Annotated in this window: 16 protein-coding genes; 3 read left to right on the plus strand and 13 right to left on the minus strand. The window is 55.2% G+C overall.

Going from position 1 to position 17,908, the window contains the following annotated elements:
- Positions 1–220: 220 nt before the first annotated feature.
- Positions 221–1,411, plus strand: coding sequence for an amino acid aminotransferase (locus D4100_RS05780; RefSeq protein ID WP_119803470.1), 1,191 nt, complete (start codon positions 221–223; stop codon positions 1,409–1,411).
- Between the two features lie 71 nt (positions 1,412–1,482).
- Here the strand turns inward: D4100_RS05780 and D4100_RS05785 are convergent, their stop codons facing one another.
- The 3 genes from D4100_RS05785 to ldtD form a co-directional block, all read right to left on the minus strand.
- Positions 1,483–2,130, minus strand: coding sequence for an MBL fold metallo-hydrolase (locus D4100_RS05785; RefSeq protein WP_119803472.1), 648 nt, complete (start codon positions 2,128–2,130; stop codon positions 1,483–1,485).
- Positions 2,131–2,195: 65 nt separating this feature from the next.
- On the minus strand, positions 2,196–2,744 hold the full coding sequence (gene mepK, locus D4100_RS05790) for a peptidoglycan L,D-endopeptidase MepK (protein ID WP_006320781.1): 549 nt from the start codon (positions 2,742–2,744) through the stop codon (positions 2,196–2,198).
- 181 nt (positions 2,745–2,925) lie between these two features.
- Positions 2,926–4,734 (minus strand): L,D-transpeptidase, encoded by a 1,809-nt coding sequence (gene ldtD / locus D4100_RS05795; protein ID WP_478013369.1) that lies wholly within the window; start codon positions 4,732–4,734, stop codon positions 2,926–2,928.
- Here ldtD and D4100_RS25895 point away from each other — a divergent pair.
- Complete coding sequence (locus D4100_RS25895; protein WP_006320783.1) at positions 4,643–4,864, plus strand: hypothetical protein; 222 nt, start codon at positions 4,643–4,645, stop codon at positions 4,862–4,864. The genes ldtD and D4100_RS25895 overlap by 92 nt on opposite strands.
- A 125-nt stretch (positions 4,865–4,989) precedes the next feature.
- Here D4100_RS25895 and mukB read toward each other — a convergent pair whose 3' ends face one another.
- Genes mukB through cmoM form a run of 4 tightly spaced genes read right to left on the minus strand, consistent with a single transcriptional unit; the run spans position 4,990 to position 12,248 of the window.
- Positions 4,990–9,438 (minus strand): chromosome partition protein MukB, encoded by a 4,449-nt coding sequence (gene mukB / locus D4100_RS05800; protein WP_119803476.1) that lies wholly within the window; start codon positions 9,436–9,438, stop codon positions 4,990–4,992.
- Entirely contained in the window at positions 9,435–10,163 is a 729-nt protein-coding gene (gene mukE / locus D4100_RS05805; protein ID WP_119803477.1) for a chromosome partition protein MukE, read from the minus strand. Before mukE ends, mukB begins: the two co-directional genes overlap by 4 nt.
- A complete protein-coding gene (gene mukF / locus D4100_RS05810; RefSeq protein ID WP_006320786.1) occupies positions 10,144–11,466 on the minus strand; it encodes a chromosome partition protein MukF in 1,323 nt (440 codons plus the stop codon). Before mukF ends, mukE begins: the two co-directional genes overlap by 20 nt.
- Complete coding sequence (cmoM, locus tag D4100_RS05815; protein WP_006320787.1) at positions 11,463–12,248, minus strand: tRNA uridine 5-oxyacetic acid(34) methyltransferase CmoM; 786 nt, start codon at positions 12,246–12,248, stop codon at positions 11,463–11,465. Before cmoM ends, mukF begins: the two co-directional genes overlap by 4 nt.
- A gap of 151 nt (positions 12,249–12,399) precedes the next feature.
- Between cmoM and elyC the strand changes: the two genes are divergently transcribed.
- Positions 12,400–13,173 carry an envelope biogenesis factor ElyC gene (elyC, locus tag D4100_RS05820; RefSeq protein ID WP_006320788.1) on the plus strand — a complete coding sequence of 258 codons (774 nt, stop codon included), beginning with the start codon at positions 12,400–12,402 and terminating at the stop codon, positions 13,171–13,173.
- On the opposite strand, the gene D4100_RS05825 is transcribed toward elyC, so the two are convergent.
- The 6 genes from D4100_RS05825 to cspE all read right to left on the minus strand — a co-directional run bounded on the left by D4100_RS05825 (position 13,170) and on the right by cspE (position 17,418).
- Positions 13,170–14,066, minus strand: a complete 897-nt coding sequence (locus D4100_RS05825) for a YcbJ family phosphotransferase (protein WP_006320789.1) — start codon at positions 14,064–14,066, stop codon at positions 13,170–13,172. The two genes, elyC and D4100_RS05825, sit on opposite strands and share 4 nt — an antisense overlap.
- A gap of 148 nt (positions 14,067–14,214) precedes the next feature.
- Positions 14,215–14,964 carry a 3-deoxy-manno-octulosonate cytidylyltransferase gene (kdsB, locus tag D4100_RS05830; protein WP_006320790.1) on the minus strand — a complete coding sequence of 250 codons (750 nt, stop codon included), beginning with the start codon at positions 14,962–14,964 and terminating at the stop codon, positions 14,215–14,217.
- Positions 14,961–15,143 carry a Trm112 family protein gene (locus D4100_RS05835; protein WP_006320791.1) on the minus strand — a complete coding sequence of 61 codons (183 nt, stop codon included), beginning with the start codon at positions 15,141–15,143 and terminating at the stop codon, positions 14,961–14,963. The genes kdsB and D4100_RS05835 overlap by 4 nt, the downstream gene beginning before the upstream one ends.
- 287 nt (positions 15,144–15,430) lie before the next feature.
- On the minus strand, positions 15,431–16,657 hold the full coding sequence (locus D4100_RS05840) for a winged helix-turn-helix domain-containing protein (RefSeq protein ID WP_119803479.1): 1,227 nt from the start codon (positions 16,655–16,657) through the stop codon (positions 15,431–15,433).
- Positions 16,658–16,766: 109 nt separating this feature from the next.
- Entirely contained in the window at positions 16,767–16,988 is a 222-nt protein-coding gene (locus D4100_RS05845; RefSeq protein ID WP_006320799.1) for a cold-shock protein, read from the minus strand.
- 220 nt (positions 16,989–17,208) lie between these two features.
- The gene (gene cspE, locus D4100_RS05850) at positions 17,209–17,418 is read right to left on the minus strand and encodes a transcription antiterminator/RNA stability regulator CspE (protein ID WP_004942663.1); all 210 of its coding nucleotides are present in this window, start codon (positions 17,416–17,418) and stop codon (positions 17,209–17,211) included.
- Positions 17,419–17,908: the final 490 nt, after the last annotated feature.

Raw genomic sequence — 17,908 nt, forward strand, 5'->3', positions numbered from 1 at the left:
CCGTCGGCTGAGTTAAAAACAGGGCTTCGGCCCTGTTTTTGTTTTTAGGCCACGAGTAACTTTTTATTCTGCCAACGCCCCCTTCTCCCTCATTTTTTATGCTGAATCTGCCCCCTTCACAAGATCGATGTGTTTTTCTCGCAAACGGTTGGCAAAGCGTATAACTGGCGCTACCCTGATGCTTCTGTCTGCTTAACTCCGAGCCATGGAAGCACCTGACATGTTTGAAAAAATCACTGCTGCACCCGCCGACCCTATCCTGGGTCTGACCGACATTTTCCGCGCGGACGCCCGCCCTAATAAAATCAATCTGGGCATTGGCGTCTACAAAGACGAAACCGGTAAAACGCCGGTGCTGACCAGCGTGAAAAAAGCTGAGCAATATCTGCTGGAAAATGAAACCACCAAAAACTATCTCGGCATTGAGGGCATCCCGGCGTTCGCCAACTGCACGCAAGAATTGCTGTTCGGCAAACAAAGCCCAATCATCGCCGACAAGCGTGCACGCACTGCGCAAACGCCTGGTGGTACCGGTGGCCTGCGTGTGGCAGCGGACTTTATCGCCAACCAGACCAGCGCAAAACGCATCTGGATCAGCAACCCAAGCTGGCCGAACCACAAAAACGTGTTCAGCGCCGTTGGCCTGGAAGTCCTGGAATACGCCTACTACGATGCCGCCAACCATGCGCTGGATTTCGATGGCCTGCTGAACAGCCTGAAACAGGCTCAGGCCGGCGATGTGGTATTGTTCCACGGCTGCTGCCACAACCCGACCGGCATCGACCCTACCGCCGAGCAGTGGGCCCAACTGGCCGAACTCTCCGTCGCCAATGGCTGGTTGCCGCTGTTCGACTTCGCCTATCAGGGCTTTGCCAAAGGTTTGGAAGAGGATGCCGAAGGGTTGCGTATTTTCGCCGCCAGGCATCAGGAACTGATCGTCGCCAGCTCGTACTCGAAGAACTTCGGCCTGTACAATGAACGCGTCGGTGCCTGCACGATCGTGGCCGCCGATGCGGATACCGCCGATCGCGCCTTCAGCCAGGTGAAAGCCGCTATTCGCGCCAACTACTCCAACCCACCGTCGCACGGTGCCGCCGTCGTGGCGACCATCCTGGGCGACGATGCGCTGCGTGCACTGTGGGAGCAGGAACTGACCGATATGCGTCAACGTATCCATCGCATGCGTCAGCTGTTCGTCAATACGCTGCAAGAGAAAGGCGCAGAGCAGGACTTCAGCTTTATCATTAACCAGAACGGCATGTTCTCGTTCAGTGGGCTGAGCAAAGAGCAGGTGCTGCGCCTGCGCGATGAGTTTGGCGTTTATGCCGTCAACTCCGGTCGCGTTAACGTTGCGGGCATGACGCCGGACAATATGGCGCCGCTGTGCGAAGCCATCGTCGCCGTGCTGTAAAAGGTTGCGGCTGCAAATAAGCAAAAGGGGCGCTCAAAGCGCCCCTTAGTTATTTCTGCCGGGAAATAACCTTACCAGATAGCCGGCTCTTCGCGCAGGAACGGGTTGGTTTCACGCTCCTGACCAAAGGTGGACATAGGTCCATGGCCGGGGATAAACGCCATGTCATCGCCCTGCGGCAACAGCTTGGTACGAATAGAGTCAATCAGCGCCTGGTGATCGCCACGCGGGAAATCGCTACGCCCGACACCGCCGTTAAACAGCACGTCGCCCACCAGCGCCAGCCGCGCCTTTTCATTGATAAAGACGATATGGCCAGGCGTGTGGCCAGGGCAATGCAGCACGTTGAACGTCATCTCGCCCACCTGCACCTTGTCGCCTTCTTGCAGCCATTGGGTCGGCGTCAACGGCGCGCACTCTTCCAGCCCAAACATCCGGCTCTGCGCAGGCAGGCCATCCAGCCAGAAAGCGTCTTCCTTGTCCGGGCCGTAAATCGGCACCTGATAATGCTCGGCCAGTTCCGCCGCGGCACCTACATGATCGAGATGGCCGTGCGTCAGCAGGATCTGCGTGATCGTAACGCCCTGCTTCGCCACTTCAGTCTTCAATTTTTCTGCTTCGCCACCGGGATCGACTAATGCCGCCTGCTGCGTGCTTTCACACCAGATCAGGCTACAATTTTGACTGAAGGCGGTAACGGGAATAATTTGGTATTTCATAAGGCTCCAACGACAACAGCGCCACACCCTCGCAGGCTGGCGCTATTCACCATGGTGCACAGCGATTACCAGGTCCGCACCGGGCCGGTATCGATGTGTACAAAGTTGCTACGTGGGTAATATCCTACACCACCACCGCGCATTTTTAACGCCGCTTTACGGATATTACTCAACTGGATACCTTCGATATGGAAATCCATCGCCTGGCCTTTGGTGTGATAACTGTGCTTGGCCACACCGCGGCTGCGCTCACGTAGCTCGTTGTTGGTATCCAGAGAACGGTAACCTGAAACCAATTGTACCGGCTTGTTGGTACCCAATAGACCTTGCAGACGATAGAGCTGATCAAACAGGCGGGGATCGATCGGCTTAACCTTATTGGCGCGATAATCACGGAAAAGATGATTAAGACGAACCAGCTCGTCTTTATTATAACCCTTCCCATCAAAGAATTCGGCCTTCAACGTTTCGCCCGTATGCATGTTATTTACGACCAGAATACGTGGGCGTGAAGTAGAAAGACTGGCAAAAGCCTGCCCTGGGAGCAGGGCTATACCCATGGCGGCGCTACCTAACGCCAGCCATTTACGGCGATGATGATCAATTTTGTCCATGTTTCTGTTAAACCCGGCAAGAATATCAAAATATATGCACAAAACAGCGCACTGCCCGAACCATAACCGCCCACACAGCCTGAGTCAACCCGTGATGTCCCGCGGTTTGCAGGCACTCACTGAATGAGTGCCTGCATCATGGTCCGATATTCAGACCGTTATTTATTTATAATTACTGCATTTATTGCATTAATTTTTCGGCCTGAGCCAAAATTTGTGCACCCGATCTCACCGTATCATCGTAATTGTAAATATCTGTACGAAATTGTGGCTTTCCATCATCAGAAACCCAGGCGGTTAAATAATACAATTTAACCGGAATATGCTGTCGGATATTTACGTAGGTGGTATTTCCCCCTTTAAGGGTGGAGGAAACGCGGGTATTGTTCCAGCCGGCATCTTGCAGCAGCATATTCGCCAAATCAGATGCCTTGTTAACGCGTACGCAACCGGAACTCAGGGCACGAATATCTTTCTGGAACAGATTATGGTTCGGCGTATCGTGCAGATAGATAGCATCCGAGCTCGGCATGTTGAATTTGAAGCGCCCCAGTGAGTTGGTGGCGCCTGGTGCCTGGCGAATGCGGTAAGGGAAATTACGCGCAGACACCATGTTCCAGTCAATCATCGCCGGGTTAATCACCTCGGCGTCATTGCTCCAGCCGGAAAGCACGGTATAGCCATGTTTCTGGAAATAGCTGCCGTCACGCATTGCCTTTGGCACAATATCTTCGCGTACCAGCGTAGTCGGCACATTCCACGGCGGGTTGACCACTACATTGTTCAGCGCACTGCTCATCAGCGGCGTCTTGCGGCTAGGCCGACCGACGATGACCCTTGAGGAAAGCACTTCATTGCCGTTCTGGTAGTAAGTCAGCGAGTAATTGGGAATGTTAACCATGATCCCGGTGTCGACGTAGCCTGGGAGGATGCGCAAACGCTGGATATTCAATGCCAGCAGCGAAGCGCGCGTTTGCGGCGACACATTGAGCCATTCGCGGGTACGCACGCCGATCACCCCGTCAGCGCTCAAACCTTGCCATTTCTGGAAGCGTTTAACGCCTTCAACCAGATCGGGGGTATAGGCGTTATCAGTGACGGTCACCGGGCCGGCAGGCTGCTGGGCGAATGGCGATTCCGGCGATGCGGCAAGATCTTTTACCGGTGCGGCAGACGGGCTGATAACCACACTTTTGCTCTCGCGGCTTTTTTCTTCATCGACTGACAGGCCACCATCGTCCGGTTCATTGCGCGAGCCGGTCAGTACCGCAGGCGGATCCTGCGTTTGCACCGGTGCTGCGGTAGTGGTCAGCATGCCATTACGCGCCAGAATCTCACGCAGGGCGGCAATGTCGCTGCTCAGTTGATCGGGGCGCAAGCTCGGGCCGTTAGCCATCTGCGGCCACGGACGATTGTCGGCCAGCATATCGCGCAGCGCCTGATGCATCTTGGCATATTGCGGGTGCTGCGGTGCCAGCGTGGTGATATAAGCCAACGTCTTGCCCTGACGCACCGCCAGTTGCCATTGATTAATCACCGCATTAGGCGGCAGACCGAGCTTGTAGGGAATATTGCTATACAGCCAGCTGTTACCGTTGGCGCCGATGGCTGAAACGAACTGCAAATACCCCAGCATGGCATCAGACAGGACAACGTCGCGTGCCACGCCGGTAATCGCCGGATCGGTCAGCATCTTCACCCATTGGGTAAACTGCGGCTGCACGCCGGACATGGCCAGTTCAGCCAACTGCTGCTGGAACTGCTGAACCGCCTCGCGATCCTGCCACATCAATTGCATTCGGTTCGCGGCGTACAAAGGAGCCAGCGTTGAAAGATAGTGCGGTGTAATCCCTTTCGGCAATGCTGCCAACAATTCCGAACGGCTTTGCGCAACTGACATGCCGGATGACGCCACCGGAAACGCAGGCACGGTTGCCCATGCGGGTAACGACGACGCAAGTCCAGATGCGATTGCGCAGCTCAGCGCCAGACGCCGTAAAGTGTTTCCATTTTTAAGCAACATCCATTGCCCCCTGTATGCTCACAAAAAATACATCAAAAACCACTTGTTAATTTCAGTATACGAACAGAAAGGCCATTTTGCCCTTGAACGCCGCTAATAACTGTTATTTCATTAAGCTACCCGTTTTTTAGCGGATAAAAAAGCAGGACCATCATCCATGCACACAAAAAAATAGCCACCCCAGGGCGGCTATTTTCAGATTATTAGCGGACTTTTTTGCGTTTACGGCGTTTCTACCGAAGCCGTGCCCGGTGCAGGAAGCTCATTGGCGAAACCGCGCAGCCCCACTACGTGCACGTGCTCATGGTTCTGGAACACCTTACGCACCAGCTTATAAGTGGTGCCTTTTTCCGGGCTGATGTTTTCCGGCGCGGCGATAATCAGCTGCATTTCAAGACGATCGCACAGCTCGAACAGCGTTGCGATAGACTTGGCATCCAGTCGCGCCGCCTCATCGAGGAACAGCAGGCGGCAAGGTGAGATATCCTTGCCACGCAGACGCCGTGACTCCTCTTCCCAGCTCTGCACCACCATCACCAGAATCGACATCCCGGTCCCTATCGCTTCCCCGGTAGACAGCGCGCCGCTCTCGGCACGCAGCCAACCGTCAGAGCCGCGGAACACTTCCACTTCCAGCTCCAGATAGTTACGGTAATCCAGCAACTCTTCGCCGATAGTCTGTGGCGTGCGTTGCCCCATATCAATCTGCGGGTTCAGGCGCTGATACAGCTTGGCCAAGGCTTCAGAGAAGGTCAGACGGTTGCTGTTGAACAGATCCTGATGCTGCTCTCGCTGCTCGGCAAGCACATCCAGCAGCGTCGCATGCGCTTCGCGCACGTTGACGTTCAGCCGCACGCTCTTCACCTGACCGAAAGACACCGCCTGCAGACCCTGATTGAGCATGCGAATGCGGTTCTGTTCACGCTGGATGGTTTTGCGGATGATATTCGCCACGCTCTTGGAACTGATCGCCAGCTTCTGCTCACGCGCAGTCAGTTCTTCGGTCAGACGACCCAGTTCGATTTCCATCTGTTCGATGGCCTCAACCGGGTCATCGGTACGAATGATATCCTGGCGAATACGCTCGCGCAGATGCTGATACACCGCGATATAGAACTGAATCTTGCGTTCCGGGCGCTTTGGATCTTCCGACAAGCGCAGAACGTCGCGCAGATGTTCGTTATCCGACACCGCCAGACGCAACGCACCCAGCGCCTTATCCGACATCGAGCGCAGCTCGTCACCGTCCATATAAGCCAGTTCGCGACGGTGCAGACGGCGTTCAACGCCGTTGTCTTTCACCATGCGCATGACCGCACACCAGCCCGCCTTGGCGGTCACCACCTGCTCGCGCAGTTGGTGATAGTCGCGTTCCAGCTTGCGCAGTTTCTTCTGCAGGCCGTCCATTTCCGCTTCGCAGAAGGTCAGCTGTTTTTCCAGCTGGTTACGCCGCGCACGGTTGGTACTCAGCGCCGCATGCAGTTCGTCACGACGCGATCGTGCACGCGCCTCGGCATTGGCATCGGCTTGCACGCCGATATCCACCAGCTCCTGGCTCAGCTCTTTCAGCATGTCGCGCTTGGCGTCATACGAACTTTTCAGCGATGCCAGCACCTGGCTGTACTGGGTAAATTGGGTTTGATACTGACGCAGTTGCTCACGGGCGCGGGTACGTTCCGCTTCCGCATGCTCCAGACGCTGACGCAGCTTGTCGTTAAGATCGTTGTTGGCGTTCTGCATGCCGGCCGAGTCGGTATAACCAAAGTGCGCGCGACGCTGTACCACTTCGATCAGAGCAAACGCCTGCTGCTTGGCCTGGCGCTGTACGCTCTGCGCCTGGGTGTAATCCTGCTGCAGCTGTTCATGTTGCTGCGGGTCGCTTTGCAACACCGACAGCAAGGGTTCCAGCTTGACCAGGGAGACGCCGTGTTGCTGAATATGGCGCGCGGCATCCTGCGCCTCTTCCAGCTCTTCACGGATTTCTTCCACCCGGTCCTGCAGGGTATCGTCGTTCAGCAGTGACACCAACGGCATCAGGCGGTTGAGCGCCGAGATGCCCTCTTTCGCCTGATCGTACTGCTGCCGCTGCTGCTGGTTCTGCGCTTCATGGTTATTCAGCGCACGCTCGATTTCACCGCGACGGGTATTGAGGCCACGGATCTCCGCTTCCGGATCGGCGTCAAACGCCACCGCCAGATGGGAGCCGATAAAGCGGCTGAAAGCCTGATGCGAACGCTGGGTCTTTTGCACGTCGAATGACAGCGTCGCGTAGCGCTCAGCCAGCGTTTCACGCTCGGCATGCAGCACTTCCAGGCGGTTTTCACGCGCGGCGCGGCCAAACAGCGGCACTTCCGGGTAACGCGAATAACGCCACTGACGATCGGCGGTTTTCACCAACACCGCCCTGTCCTGCTCTTCGACGGCGAACACGCTGTCATCGAACGACTGCGGATCCCCTTCGATCAGATAGAGATCTTCCGGGCAGTCTTCGAGACCTTCCAGCATTTCGCGCACCAGCGACAGATCCGGCACCACGATCGCGTGGCGCGACGGGCCGTACAGCGCCGAGAAGTAAGGCGCATCGTCGATGGTGACATCGTCGTAAATTTCAGAGAGCAGCACGCCGCCAAAACGTTCGGCCAGCGTCACCAGACGCTGATCTTCGGCACCACCAGGCTGGCTAAGGCGTTCGATCTGCGCTTCAACTTCACGCTTGCGGGCAGCCACTTCGTCGCGCTCAACGGTGGTTTCACGTTCGCGCTCCAGCAGTTGCTGCATGAACTCGGTTACCTGCTGGCTGCTTTCCAGCTCTTCACCGCTCTGCTCGCTAAGCTGACTCAGGGAATCCTGCGCCGCCAACCAGACTGGCGCGCGGGCAGTCAGCTCACGGATGCGCTGCTGGATTTGCTCCAACTCCTGACGCATTTCCATTCTGCGCTCGCCGGCGTCGCTGACGCTCTGCGACAGCGATTCCAGACGCTCTTCCAACTCTTGCAACAGCGCATCGAGATCGTCCGGCTGATATTCCTGGCCGTGGCGCTTGCAGAACTCCTGCAGCAGACGCTCGGCATCTTGTTGGGAGCGCAGACGCTGTTCCAGCTCGCTCAGGCGCATGCGCAGCGGTTGTACGCGTTCGGCAAGGTGCTGCTGCGAAGGCCAATCGCGCAACAATTCGCGTGCACACTGCCAGGCTTCACTGCGGCTGACCTGGCCGGCGATTTTACCCACCAGCTGATAAGCTTGTTCAAACTGGCCGTGCGCGGCGTCGGCTACGCTCAGTTTCTGCTCGAGCATCAGCAAGGCTTCCGTCGCTTCCTGCTCACGCGCCTGGAAAGTATCCAGCCACTGTTCGGCATTTTCAGCGGTCAGCTCCGGCAGTTGGCACAGCCCACGAGCGCGTTCCAATGCCTGCAACGCCTGCTGATACTGAATGGCGCGGGTCTGCTGCACGTCAAGCGCCTGCTGGTAGTCGGCGAGCTGGCTTTTCAGTTCATCCACTTCCAGTTCGGCCGCCTCGGCGCGCGCTTCGTTTTCTGCCTGTTGCTCACTGGCCTCGGCAACCACTTCGTTCTGTTCTTCCAGGCGGTAGGTCAGCTCTTCCAGATCGCCTTCATAACGCTCGATCTTCTCCTGCTGACGCATTGCCGTCTGCACCAGATTCAGGTGATCGCTGGCGGCCTGGTAGTCGGTTTCCAAATCGGATTCCGCACCGCTCTGTTCTGCCAACTCACGCGCCATTTCCACGTGGCGATACTGCTCGGCGGCCAGCTGTTTACGGCTGCCCAGCAGATCGCTGCGCAGCGCCAGCGCGCCGTCCAGATGAATGCGCCGTTCGTTGGCATGGCGCATGTAGTCTGCCGCCACGTAGGACGTTGCTTCGGAGATCAGGTGTTTGAACAGATCACGGTCCGACTGAGTGACGCGAATCGCTTCCAACGTCATGCGGTTTTCGCGCAGCGCCGCTTCCATATCCTGGAACGCCTTGCGCACGCCGCTGTTTTCCGGCAACAAATAGTCACGCAGCGAGCGGGTGATGGCGCTGGAAATCCCGCCGTACAGCGAGGCTTCGATCAGGCGGTAAAACTTGCTGCGATCGGCGGACGAACGCAGGCGTTTAGGGATCACGCCCAGATCGAACATTAAGGAATGGTAGTCGGTGATCGAGTTGAACTGCTTGAACTGCACGCCTTCCATCTCTTCAACGCGATCTTTCAGTTCCTGCAACGTCAGCACGCGCGCCTGGCGCTCGCCCACCGTTTGGGTCAGAAGCTCTGTCGGCTGCACTGCGGTCGGCAGGCCCTGAATGGTGAACGGCTTGATGTCCACCTTGCGATCGCGGCCGGCTACCTGCTGCAGACGCACTCCGACCACCACGCGCTGATGGCGTGAGTTGATCACATCAAGCGTGGAGTAACAGACCCCGGCGCGCAGCTTGCCGTGCAAGCCCTTGTCGCGCGAACCGCTGGTGGCGCCGGCTTCGGTGGTGTTACGAAAGTGCAGCAGCGTCAAGTCGGGGATCAGCGCGGTGACGAAAGCCGCCATAGTGGTGGATTTCCCCGCCCCGTTACCGCCGGACAGCGTGGTCACCAACTCATCCAGATCAAAGGTGCGGGCAAAAAAGCCGTTCCAGTTGACCAGCGTCAGCGAGCGAAATTTACCGCGTTCAATCATTCCTGTTCATCCTCTGCACTGTCCGGAGTGTTATCAACCTGCTGGTCTTCTACTTCGCTCTCGTCATTCAGCGACAGGCTGTTTTCAACCGGCATCGCCTCGCCGTCACGAATCATGCGCAGCTGTGCTTCACGCGGATCGTCACCGCTGCGCACGTCGGCGCCAAAGCGGAACACGGCTTCGGTGATACGGAACTTGCTGCTGTCATTGCCCATGAAATAGACCATGCCCAGACGACGCAGGCGGTTCAGTGAGGTACGCACTTTTTCGTGCAGTTTCTGACGATCGAGATCCGAGCCGGTGGAGCGCTGGTTAACGAACTTCAACAATTTGGTCTCATCCGCCAGGCTCAGCAGCTCGTCGTACAGCTCCTGATGGCTGAAGATCCCCTCATGCGCCAGGCGCTCGGGGCTGAGATAGAGATAACACAGGATTTTTCCCACCATCATGTCCAGTTCGGACAGCACCGAACGCGGGATCAGGGTAGTGGAACGCGGGCGCAGGTAGAAAAACCCTTCCGGCGCACGGATCAGTTCCACGCTGTAGCGAGTGTAGAACTCTTCCAGCTCGTCCTGAAAATCCATTAAGAAGGCGTGGTTGTCCAGCTCATCGATACCGATGTGACGACCCGCGCGCAGTTGGCTGTCGAGCGCAGGAAACAGCGCGTTAGACAATGCCTTGGCCAGCTTGACTGGCATTACTTGTTCAATATTTGTCGATGACATGGGCCTGGACCTTGGCTCCGTAATCATTGATTGCCTGCCATTGCGCCGGCAACCCTGAAAAATCTGCTTCAGCCACACCAAGGCGCACAGCCTGGTCGACCACTAAACGTGCTACGTCAAAATGACGCGCACGCGGATATTGCGCCAGATAATCGCGCATTACCGCCCCTAAATTGAGCGGCATCTGTTGTTCCTGATAAATCTTCAGCGCCTGTTCGATCATTGCCGCCAGCTGTTCGCGGATCTCGCTGAACTCTTCGAACTCCAGATCCGGCGGCAGTTCCCCGGTCACTTCCTCGCTGCGCAGCGCCAGTTCTTCGTCACGCATATCCAGCAGACGGTCGGCGTTGGCATGGGTCAGCGTCCATGGGTTGTCAAAATAGTTTTGCACCGATTGGCGCAAACGCTGAGCGAACACACGGTTCTTATCCATGTCGATCGCGGTACGGATAAATTTATGCACATGGCGGTCGTAACCGATCCACAGGTCAATCGCCTGTTGGCCCCAACTGATAATGCGGTCGAGCTTGCTTTGCAGATCGAACACCAGTTTGTCGACGAAGCCCAGTTCCATCCCACCCAGCGTCGCATCCTGAATGCGCAACAGGTTGGCCTGCAGCTTGTCGCCCGCCGCCTCCAGGGTATCCTGCAGCTCGCGCAAGGTGCCGGAAGTTTCGGACAACAGCATTTCGCAACTGGAGATAGCCGCACGCCAGTCCTGGTTCAACAGTGCCGCGATATCTTCCTTTACGCCCTGCTGCTGTTCATCCATCAGCCGCTGGGTCATGTCGATACTGTCGAAGATTTCCGCCACCGAATATTTCAGCGGTGCAAACACGTTGCGGTGCCAATGGAAATCATCCCCGCCCTCTTCGGCGGCGTCGGCGGCGCGCTTCAGCTCCTGCGCCACTATCGACAATTGCATCGACAAACGCAGCGTGGAGAACTCGCGCTGACGGATATAGTAATCGGTGATACCTATGCCCAGCGGCGTCAGACGATAAATGGCGTTACCGTCGGCCAGTTCGCTGGTAAAACGGTTTAACAGGCGCTGGCGCACCATGTCGTTAATCGCATTGTTGGCGCGGACCGCCACCGTTTCATGCGTCTGTTCGAAACCCTTGCTGACATGGCGAAATGCATCAACCAGCTCACCTTCGCTCATCTCGCCGTCCAGCCGCTCGCCGTTAAGGGTGGCGATAGCGAGCAAAAACGCGAGACGCTCCGTAGGGAGCGAAATAGAGAAATCATTTTTCCGTGCCCAGGCGACCAGTTCGGGTACTGTCTGGGAAAATTCACTCATAGTTCGTCCTTCAGGTTTGGTTTATGCGCCATGACGTGAATATAGCGCCCCAAACTCACGTACGGCTCCTGCCGGCAATAGTGCTGTTCAAGCGCCAGTAACTCTTCAAATTTTTGCGTCTGTAGCTGCCTGCTCTGCAGATAATCGTGGAACACCCGCACCCCGGTTTTCCCGCTGATGCGCATGCCCATTTGCTCCAGCCAGCCATAAACCTGCGGCGGGTTGTGCGGATATTGCGGCGACAAAGAACGCTTTCTGCGCCTTCTGACCTCGGGGTTCACCAGTTGGAAATTACCCAACACCACGTTGCGCATCAAGAGGCCGTTGGCATTAAAGAACATCAATGACAGCGCGCCACCGGGCAGCAGGCAGTTGAACAACTCTTGCAACGCCACCTCAGGTTCAGCAATCCATTCAAGCACTGCATGGAACAATATCAGATCAACCGGCTGTTCCAAGTGCTGACCAATGTCCTGCGCTGAACTTTGTATGAATTGCATGTTCTGGCTCACACCTTTTTGTTCAGCCAACTGCGCAGCGCGTTGGATCATCTCACCAGAGAGATCGCACAACAACACCTGATGTCCTAATTCTGCCAGTTGGCAGGCCATGTGGCCTTCGCCGCCGCCGGCATCCAGAATGCGCAGCGGCCGCTGCGGCAACTGGGCCAGCAGCGTGGTCAGGTCCTGCCAGACTACCGCCTGACGGATCTTCCCTTTGGTGGTGCCGTAAATATTACGCGCAAACTTTTCAGCAATATCGTCAAAATTGCGATCCTGCATGGACAACGGCTCCGCTGATCTTATCCTGATGGGGGCAAAGTGCCAGCCCATTCAAACCTGCTATTTTGGCACAGACTAGCTTAGAATGAATCTTCTTGCGGCCTGATTGTGCCCGGATGTCGTTTTTTCGCCCAAAAGGACCTGATTTTTGATGCTGTTCAACCTGAAAAAGTTCATTGGCGCCATTTTAATGCCATTACCTGCGCTGCTGCTGCTGATGGGGCTGGCGCTGTTGCTTCTGTGGTTCACCCGCTGGCAAAAAAGCGGCAGAGTAATTTTATCACTGAGCTGGCTGTTTTTACTGCTTTTCAGCCTGCAGCCAGTGGCCGATCGGCTGTTGCGACCTATAGAATCTGAATATGTAACCTATCGTGGCAATGACCAGGTGAATTATATCGTGGTGCTGGGTGGCGGCTATACCTTTAACCCGGATTGGGCTCCCAGCTCCAATCTGATAGGTAACAGCCTGCCACGAGTAACGGAAGGCGTACGCTTATATCTCGCGCATCCGGGGACCAAGATGGTGTTCACCGGCGCCGGTGGCGCCAGGACCTTGAGCAACGCGGCAACAGCGGCGCGGGTAGCGGAAAGCCTGGGGGTGCCGCGTAGCGATATGGTGTTGTTGGATCGCCCGATGGATACCGAGCAGGAAGCGTTGCAGGTGTCGAAGCTGGTTGGCCGGCAACCCTTTATTTTGGTGACCTCAGCCAACCATTTGCCGCGGGCCATGCGCTTTTTTGAAGCCAAAGGACTCCACCCTATCCCGGCACCGGCCAATCAGTTGGCCATCAGCTCAAGGCTGAATATTTGGGATCGCGTGGTACCCTCGGCCATGTTCCTGGGCCACAGCGAACGCGCCTGGTATGAAACCTTGGGCAGCCTGTGGCAATCGCTGAAAGGGGCTGATGAAGCCGCTGTCGACTAATCCGCAAGCCAGGGCAGCAGCTGTTTCGATGCATGGTCAAACAGCTGCCGGTCCAGCTTACCGGTGTGAATCAACCGCCCTGCCGCTTCCCACACGCCATACAGCCAACGCCGTACCAGGAACGACTCAGATACCGGGGCCCGCTGCAAATAATAAAACATCAGTTGGCTGGGCATCCCCGCCTCGCACAACCTGAACAGTTCATATTCGCGCGGGGCCCACAACATCATCCCGGGGTTGAGCATGGCCAGCAGTTGGTCGCTTTTTGCATCTTTCAGCATACTGCGCAACGACAGATTGCCGTGCACCAACACGCAAGGGTCGTCGAAACCGACAAAAAAATGAGTCAGCGCTTCTCGCGTGCGGTACAACAAGCGGCGATCGGCCATCGTCAACTGCGGCGAGTTGAGGTTGCCGAGCGTCGACCACAGCACCTCGACCCGCTGCTGATACCAGCAAAACCAGTCGTTTTCCTGCGTGCTGTCAACCGTGCCAACGCAACCGTGGCTGTCGATACGGTGCCAGGCCAAAATGCCATCAACGATCTGTTCCATCAGCATGGTCCAGCGGTTCGGCGTGCGTGTCGGCGCCTCTGCCGACACGCCCCGCAAACGTTCGATCAGCAAGATTTCTTTATAGGGCGCCTGATGGGTATAGACCACGCCATACACCGTCGGCAGGCGGATATCGCCTTCACGCGCCAGCATCGACAGTTTATAGGCTTCCTGCTGGGCGATCCCCTGGCAGACAAAGCTTTTTGCCATCAGCGGGATCGCGTGGCCCTGGTGATCGTACAGCGAATACATGTGTGCATAAGGTTGTTCGCTAACGCGTTCCAGCCGGCTGATAGATTCGCCCAGCACAATACTCAGTTCGGCGCGTAACTGCTCCATAAGGAAATAACCTCAAGAGAAAGGAGGAGACGCTGACATCATCGAACGGTAAGCAAAAAAAAGCTTCAACGCAGATCAATAAAATGGGGATAAAAAAGGCGGGGAATTGTACTGCCGGCACACCAGGTGACATGCCGGCGTTGAATGATCAGCCCTTGATGCTGTCGCGCACACGCTGCAGATCTTCCGGCGTATCAACACCCACGGTTGGAATGGCTTTAGCGACCGCCACGTGGATTTTTTCACCGTACCACAGCACCCGCAGTTGCTCCAGCAACTCAATTTGCTCCAGCTGGCTTGGTGCCCAACTGACGTAACGGCGCACAAAACCGGCACGATAGGCGTAAATGCCTATATGGCGCAGCAGGCTGTCGCCGATACTTTCTTTGGATTGAGCAAAACGCTCCCGATCCCAGGGAATGGTGGCGCGGGAAAAATAGAGCGCATAGCCCTGTGCGTCCATCACTACTTTGACGGCATTGGGGTTAAAGGCTTCTTCCGCGCTGTCGATCGGCACCGCCAGAGTCGCCATGCCGGCCTGGCTGGCTGCCAGGTTTTCAGCCACCTGACGTACGATCACCGGCGGGATCAGCGGCTCGTCACCCTGTACGTTAACGATAATTTCGTCATCGGCAAAACCGTAGTGCTCGATCACTTCCGCCAGGCGTTCGGTACCGGAATGGTGATGCGGGCTGGTCATGCACACTTCGCCACCGGCGGCTTTGACCGCTTCAGCTACCTCTGGGTGGTCGGTCGCTACGATAACGCGGCTGGCACCGGACTCACGCGCACGCTCCATCACGTGCACCACCATCGGCTTACCGTGAATATCGGCCAGCGGCTTGCCAGGCAAACGGGTTGAGGCGTAACGGGCTGGAATAATAGCGATAAAACTCATGCGTGTTTCTCATCCAATGACAGCGCACGCGCTTCGTTTTCCAACAGCACGGGAATGCCATCGCGCAGCGGATAGGCGAGGCCGTCCACTTTGCAGACCAGTTCCTGATTTTCTTTATTGAAATAGAGCTTACCGTTGCAGACCGGACAGGCAACGATTTCGAGTAAACGGTGGTCCATGCTTCCTCCAGGGTGGAGATCTAAAGTGCGTGAGAATAGCATAACGCTATGCGCCAGGTTAATCACCGGCTGTTTTACCGCTGCATTTTAATCTGGCTCCGGGATTGAATTGACTGCGATGCAAGCGTAGAATTTTGTGATTAACGTCACAAAAAATCCCTTTTCCCATGATCAAGCGTATTCACAAAATCATCGCTCTGTTTGCCAATTTCAGCAACTGAGGCATCTATCTGATTGTAACGAGCGGCGCTGGAAATTCGTTTTACCCACGCTGACGACGCCGTTCGTTATTCCACTTCCCAGCCTTCACGCCATTCTACGGCCAGTTGCGCCGGAATATCCCCCAGCGCCACCTGTTTGGCCCCGTGCCATTTTGCACTGCGGGTAATGGCCTGCCGGAGATCTTGCGCACGCTGTTTACCAAAACGAACTTTGGCCTGCGGATGGAAACTGATAACTTCAAAAATGCCCTGTCGTCGATGCATTTTTGCATCGATGCGGCCAATCAACTCGCCCCGTTGCAACACCGGCAGGGTAAAATAACCGTATTGTCGCTTCTCCTTCGGCGTATAGCACTCCAGCCGGTAATCGAAATTGAACAACTCCAGCGCACGTCGGCGATCCCAAACCACGGGATCAAACGGAGAAAGCAAGGTAGTCACACTGGATTTTAGCGCCCCTCGCTCCGCCAACTGCAGTTCTTGCGCCAGTGAATGATGCACGTAAAAATCGCCGTCCAACCCATCAATGACTACCGGCATTATTTCACCCTGTTGCTGTAGCGATGCCAGCAGCATTTTCGGCGCAACTCGCTTCAAACGGTAGTAATCCGCCAACCATTCAGCCCTGAAAATCCCCAGGTAACGACAGGTTCGGCTGAGCATTTCCTGCTGTGCATTGCCCGCAGGTAACGCATGACGCTCATCGTCCCAGTGCGGCAGTAGCCTTTCGGTCAGATCGTAGACACGATGAAAATTGCGTCGTTCAGCCACCATCAGTTTACCGGCGGTGAACAAGATTTCGAGATGGCGCTTTTCCGGTTTCCAATCCCACCAACCGCTATTTCCTTTCTTCTCGGCATTAAAATCCGCCGAACGCACCGGCCCACCGGCTTCGATATGCAATAGCAGATCGTCCATTGCCGTCTGGTGCTTTTGCACCCATTCTTCAGAATATTTCCAGCCCATACCTTGCGGATGCAGCATGCGGTGGCGCAACAGGCCAAAATCTTCGATGGGTAAAAAACAGGCTTCATGCGCCCAATACTCAAACAGCTGACGGCTGGCCAGCGCCTGTTCCAGCCATTCAGGCTGATAGTCACCCAGGCGACTGAACAACACCAGATAGGGGCTGCGTGCAACAACGCTGATGGTATCGATTTGCAGTAATCCCATACGCTGAATGGTGGTAACCACGTCGTTAGGTTTGGCTCTGCGTTTAATCGGGGATAACAGCCCTTGTGCGGCAAGATGAAGTGCGCGGGCGGCTGCAAGAGAAATAACCGGGGTGATCATCCTGACATCCAAAGTCGTTAAGCGATTGCTCGATAATAGTGGATATCTGAAGATTTTTCTTCGCCAGTGCTTGGGGTGGCGGCACCGGCACTGGCGAGGAAGGAGTGGGTCAGAACGCGATAACGTCTGCCGCTGACAGCCCGTGGGAGCTGCGATAGATCGAGAACTCAACGTTCTGACCTTCGTTTAATGATTTATTTTTAGTATTGGCGATAGAACGACGGCTTACATAAATTTCGTCGCTACCATCTACCGGTGAAATAAAACCATAGCCTGCGGCCTGATCAAACCATTTCACACGGCCCATTTGTAACACGGTATTTTTAAACATAACTTATATCCTTTTACTTGAGCATCCTTAACAACGTCATTTTTATTATTGTTGGACGCTACCAGCCCATCCTAAAGTTTTTCGTAACAAACCTCTCGTGAGCAAAAAATTAAAAACCCGCACTATGCGGGCTTGTTGAACTTAATATCTTCCGCAATGAATCAGCGTTAACGCCTCATCATGGTTGTATTAAGATCTCTTCACGTTATTGCCTGTTTAGTTACAGAGCAACAACGTTGGCGGCAGCCGGCCCGCGCGGGCTGTCCTGGATGCTATACTCAACGCGCTGGCCTTCAGCCAGGGTTTTGAAACCGTCGGTCGCGATTGCAGAGAAATGTACGAATACATCTTTACCGCCGTCGTTCTGCTCAATGAAACCAAAACCTTTGCTTTCGTTGAACCACTTCACCTGACCCGTCTTCTTAGACATTACACATTTACCTTTTAAATATATATACAAAACCTGCCATAAGGCAATTTAGGCCGTTTTTAGGAACATTACTTATGGGAGGTACTTAGAAGGTTCGTCTTTGAAGCGGAATCGGATGATAACGTTTTTGGAGGAACTGCTTAAATCTAAACTCGAACATAAATAGGTCTGTATCACAGGCCGACGAGCATTTACTCATAAATCCACTCTTTGCACAAGAGGTTTATTGGCCTATTTTTATCATCCCACCGAATTTATTTTTATGTCTATGATTGTTCTTAGGTTAATTTCTTTATTTTTACAGATATCACGCTAAATCATTGCCTTCCAGACGGCCGTTACTTCCGCCAATACCCAGGCAAATGAGAGCTAACGCATAAAAATCCAATATGCTTGTCCAAGCTATAACAAAACCCAACCGAGATAGCTAAACTTGGGGTGAAAACAAGGTGGATGGCCTTTCAGCCAGTACTTTTACCGCCCAAAATAC

The sequence above is a fragment of the Serratia inhibens genome (assembly GCF_003591175.1).
In the GTDB taxonomy this organism is placed as follows: Bacteria; Pseudomonadota; Gammaproteobacteria; order Enterobacterales; family Enterobacteriaceae; genus Serratia; species Serratia inhibens.

What these genes read in the sequence shown, in the direction of transcription:
- D4100_RS05780 (WP_119803470.1), top strand. Translation starts at nt 221, where the DNA reads ATGTTTGAAAAAATCACTGCTGCACCCGCCGACCCTATCCTGGGTCTG.
- D4100_RS05785 (WP_119803472.1), bottom strand. Translation starts at nt 2,130, where the DNA reads ATGAAATACCAAATTATTCCCGTTACCGCCTTCAGTCAAAATTGTAGC.
- mepK (WP_006320781.1), bottom strand. Translation starts at nt 2,744, where the DNA reads ATGGACAAAATTGATCATCATCGCCGTAAATGGCTGGCGTTAGGTAGC.
- D4100_RS25895 (WP_006320783.1), top strand. Translation starts at nt 4,643, where the DNA reads ATGCCGGATGACGCCACCGGAAACGCAGGCACGGTTGCCCATGCGGGT.
- mukB (WP_119803476.1), bottom strand. Translation starts at nt 9,438, where the DNA reads ATGATTGAACGCGGTAAATTTCGCTCGCTGACGCTGGTCAACTGGAAC.
- mukE (WP_119803477.1), bottom strand. Translation starts at nt 10,163, where the DNA reads ATGTCATCGACAAATATTGAACAAGTAATGCCAGTCAAGCTGGCCAAG.
- mukF (WP_006320786.1), bottom strand. Translation starts at nt 11,466, where the DNA reads ATGAGTGAATTTTCCCAGACAGTACCCGAACTGGTCGCCTGGGCACGG.
- cmoM (WP_006320787.1), bottom strand. Translation starts at nt 12,248, where the DNA reads ATGCAGGATCGCAATTTTGACGATATTGCTGAAAAGTTTGCGCGTAAT.
- elyC (WP_006320788.1), top strand. Translation starts at nt 12,400, where the DNA reads ATGCTGTTCAACCTGAAAAAGTTCATTGGCGCCATTTTAATGCCATTA.
- D4100_RS05825 (WP_006320789.1), bottom strand. Translation starts at nt 14,066, where the DNA reads ATGGAGCAGTTACGCGCCGAACTGAGTATTGTGCTGGGCGAATCTATC.
- kdsB (WP_006320790.1), bottom strand. Translation starts at nt 14,964, where the DNA reads ATGAGTTTTATCGCTATTATTCCAGCCCGTTACGCCTCAACCCGTTTG.
- D4100_RS05835 (WP_006320791.1), bottom strand. Translation starts at nt 15,143, where the DNA reads ATGGACCACCGTTTACTCGAAATCGTTGCCTGTCCGGTCTGCAACGGT.
- D4100_RS05840 (WP_119803479.1), bottom strand. Translation starts at nt 16,657, where the DNA reads ATGATCACCCCGGTTATTTCTCTTGCAGCCGCCCGCGCACTTCATCTT.
- D4100_RS05845 (WP_006320799.1), bottom strand. Translation starts at nt 16,988, where the DNA reads ATGTTTAAAAATACCGTGTTACAAATGGGCCGTGTGAAATGGTTTGAT.
- cspE (WP_004942663.1), bottom strand. Translation starts at nt 17,418, where the DNA reads ATGTCTAAGAAGACGGGTCAGGTGAAGTGGTTCAACGAAAGCAAAGGT.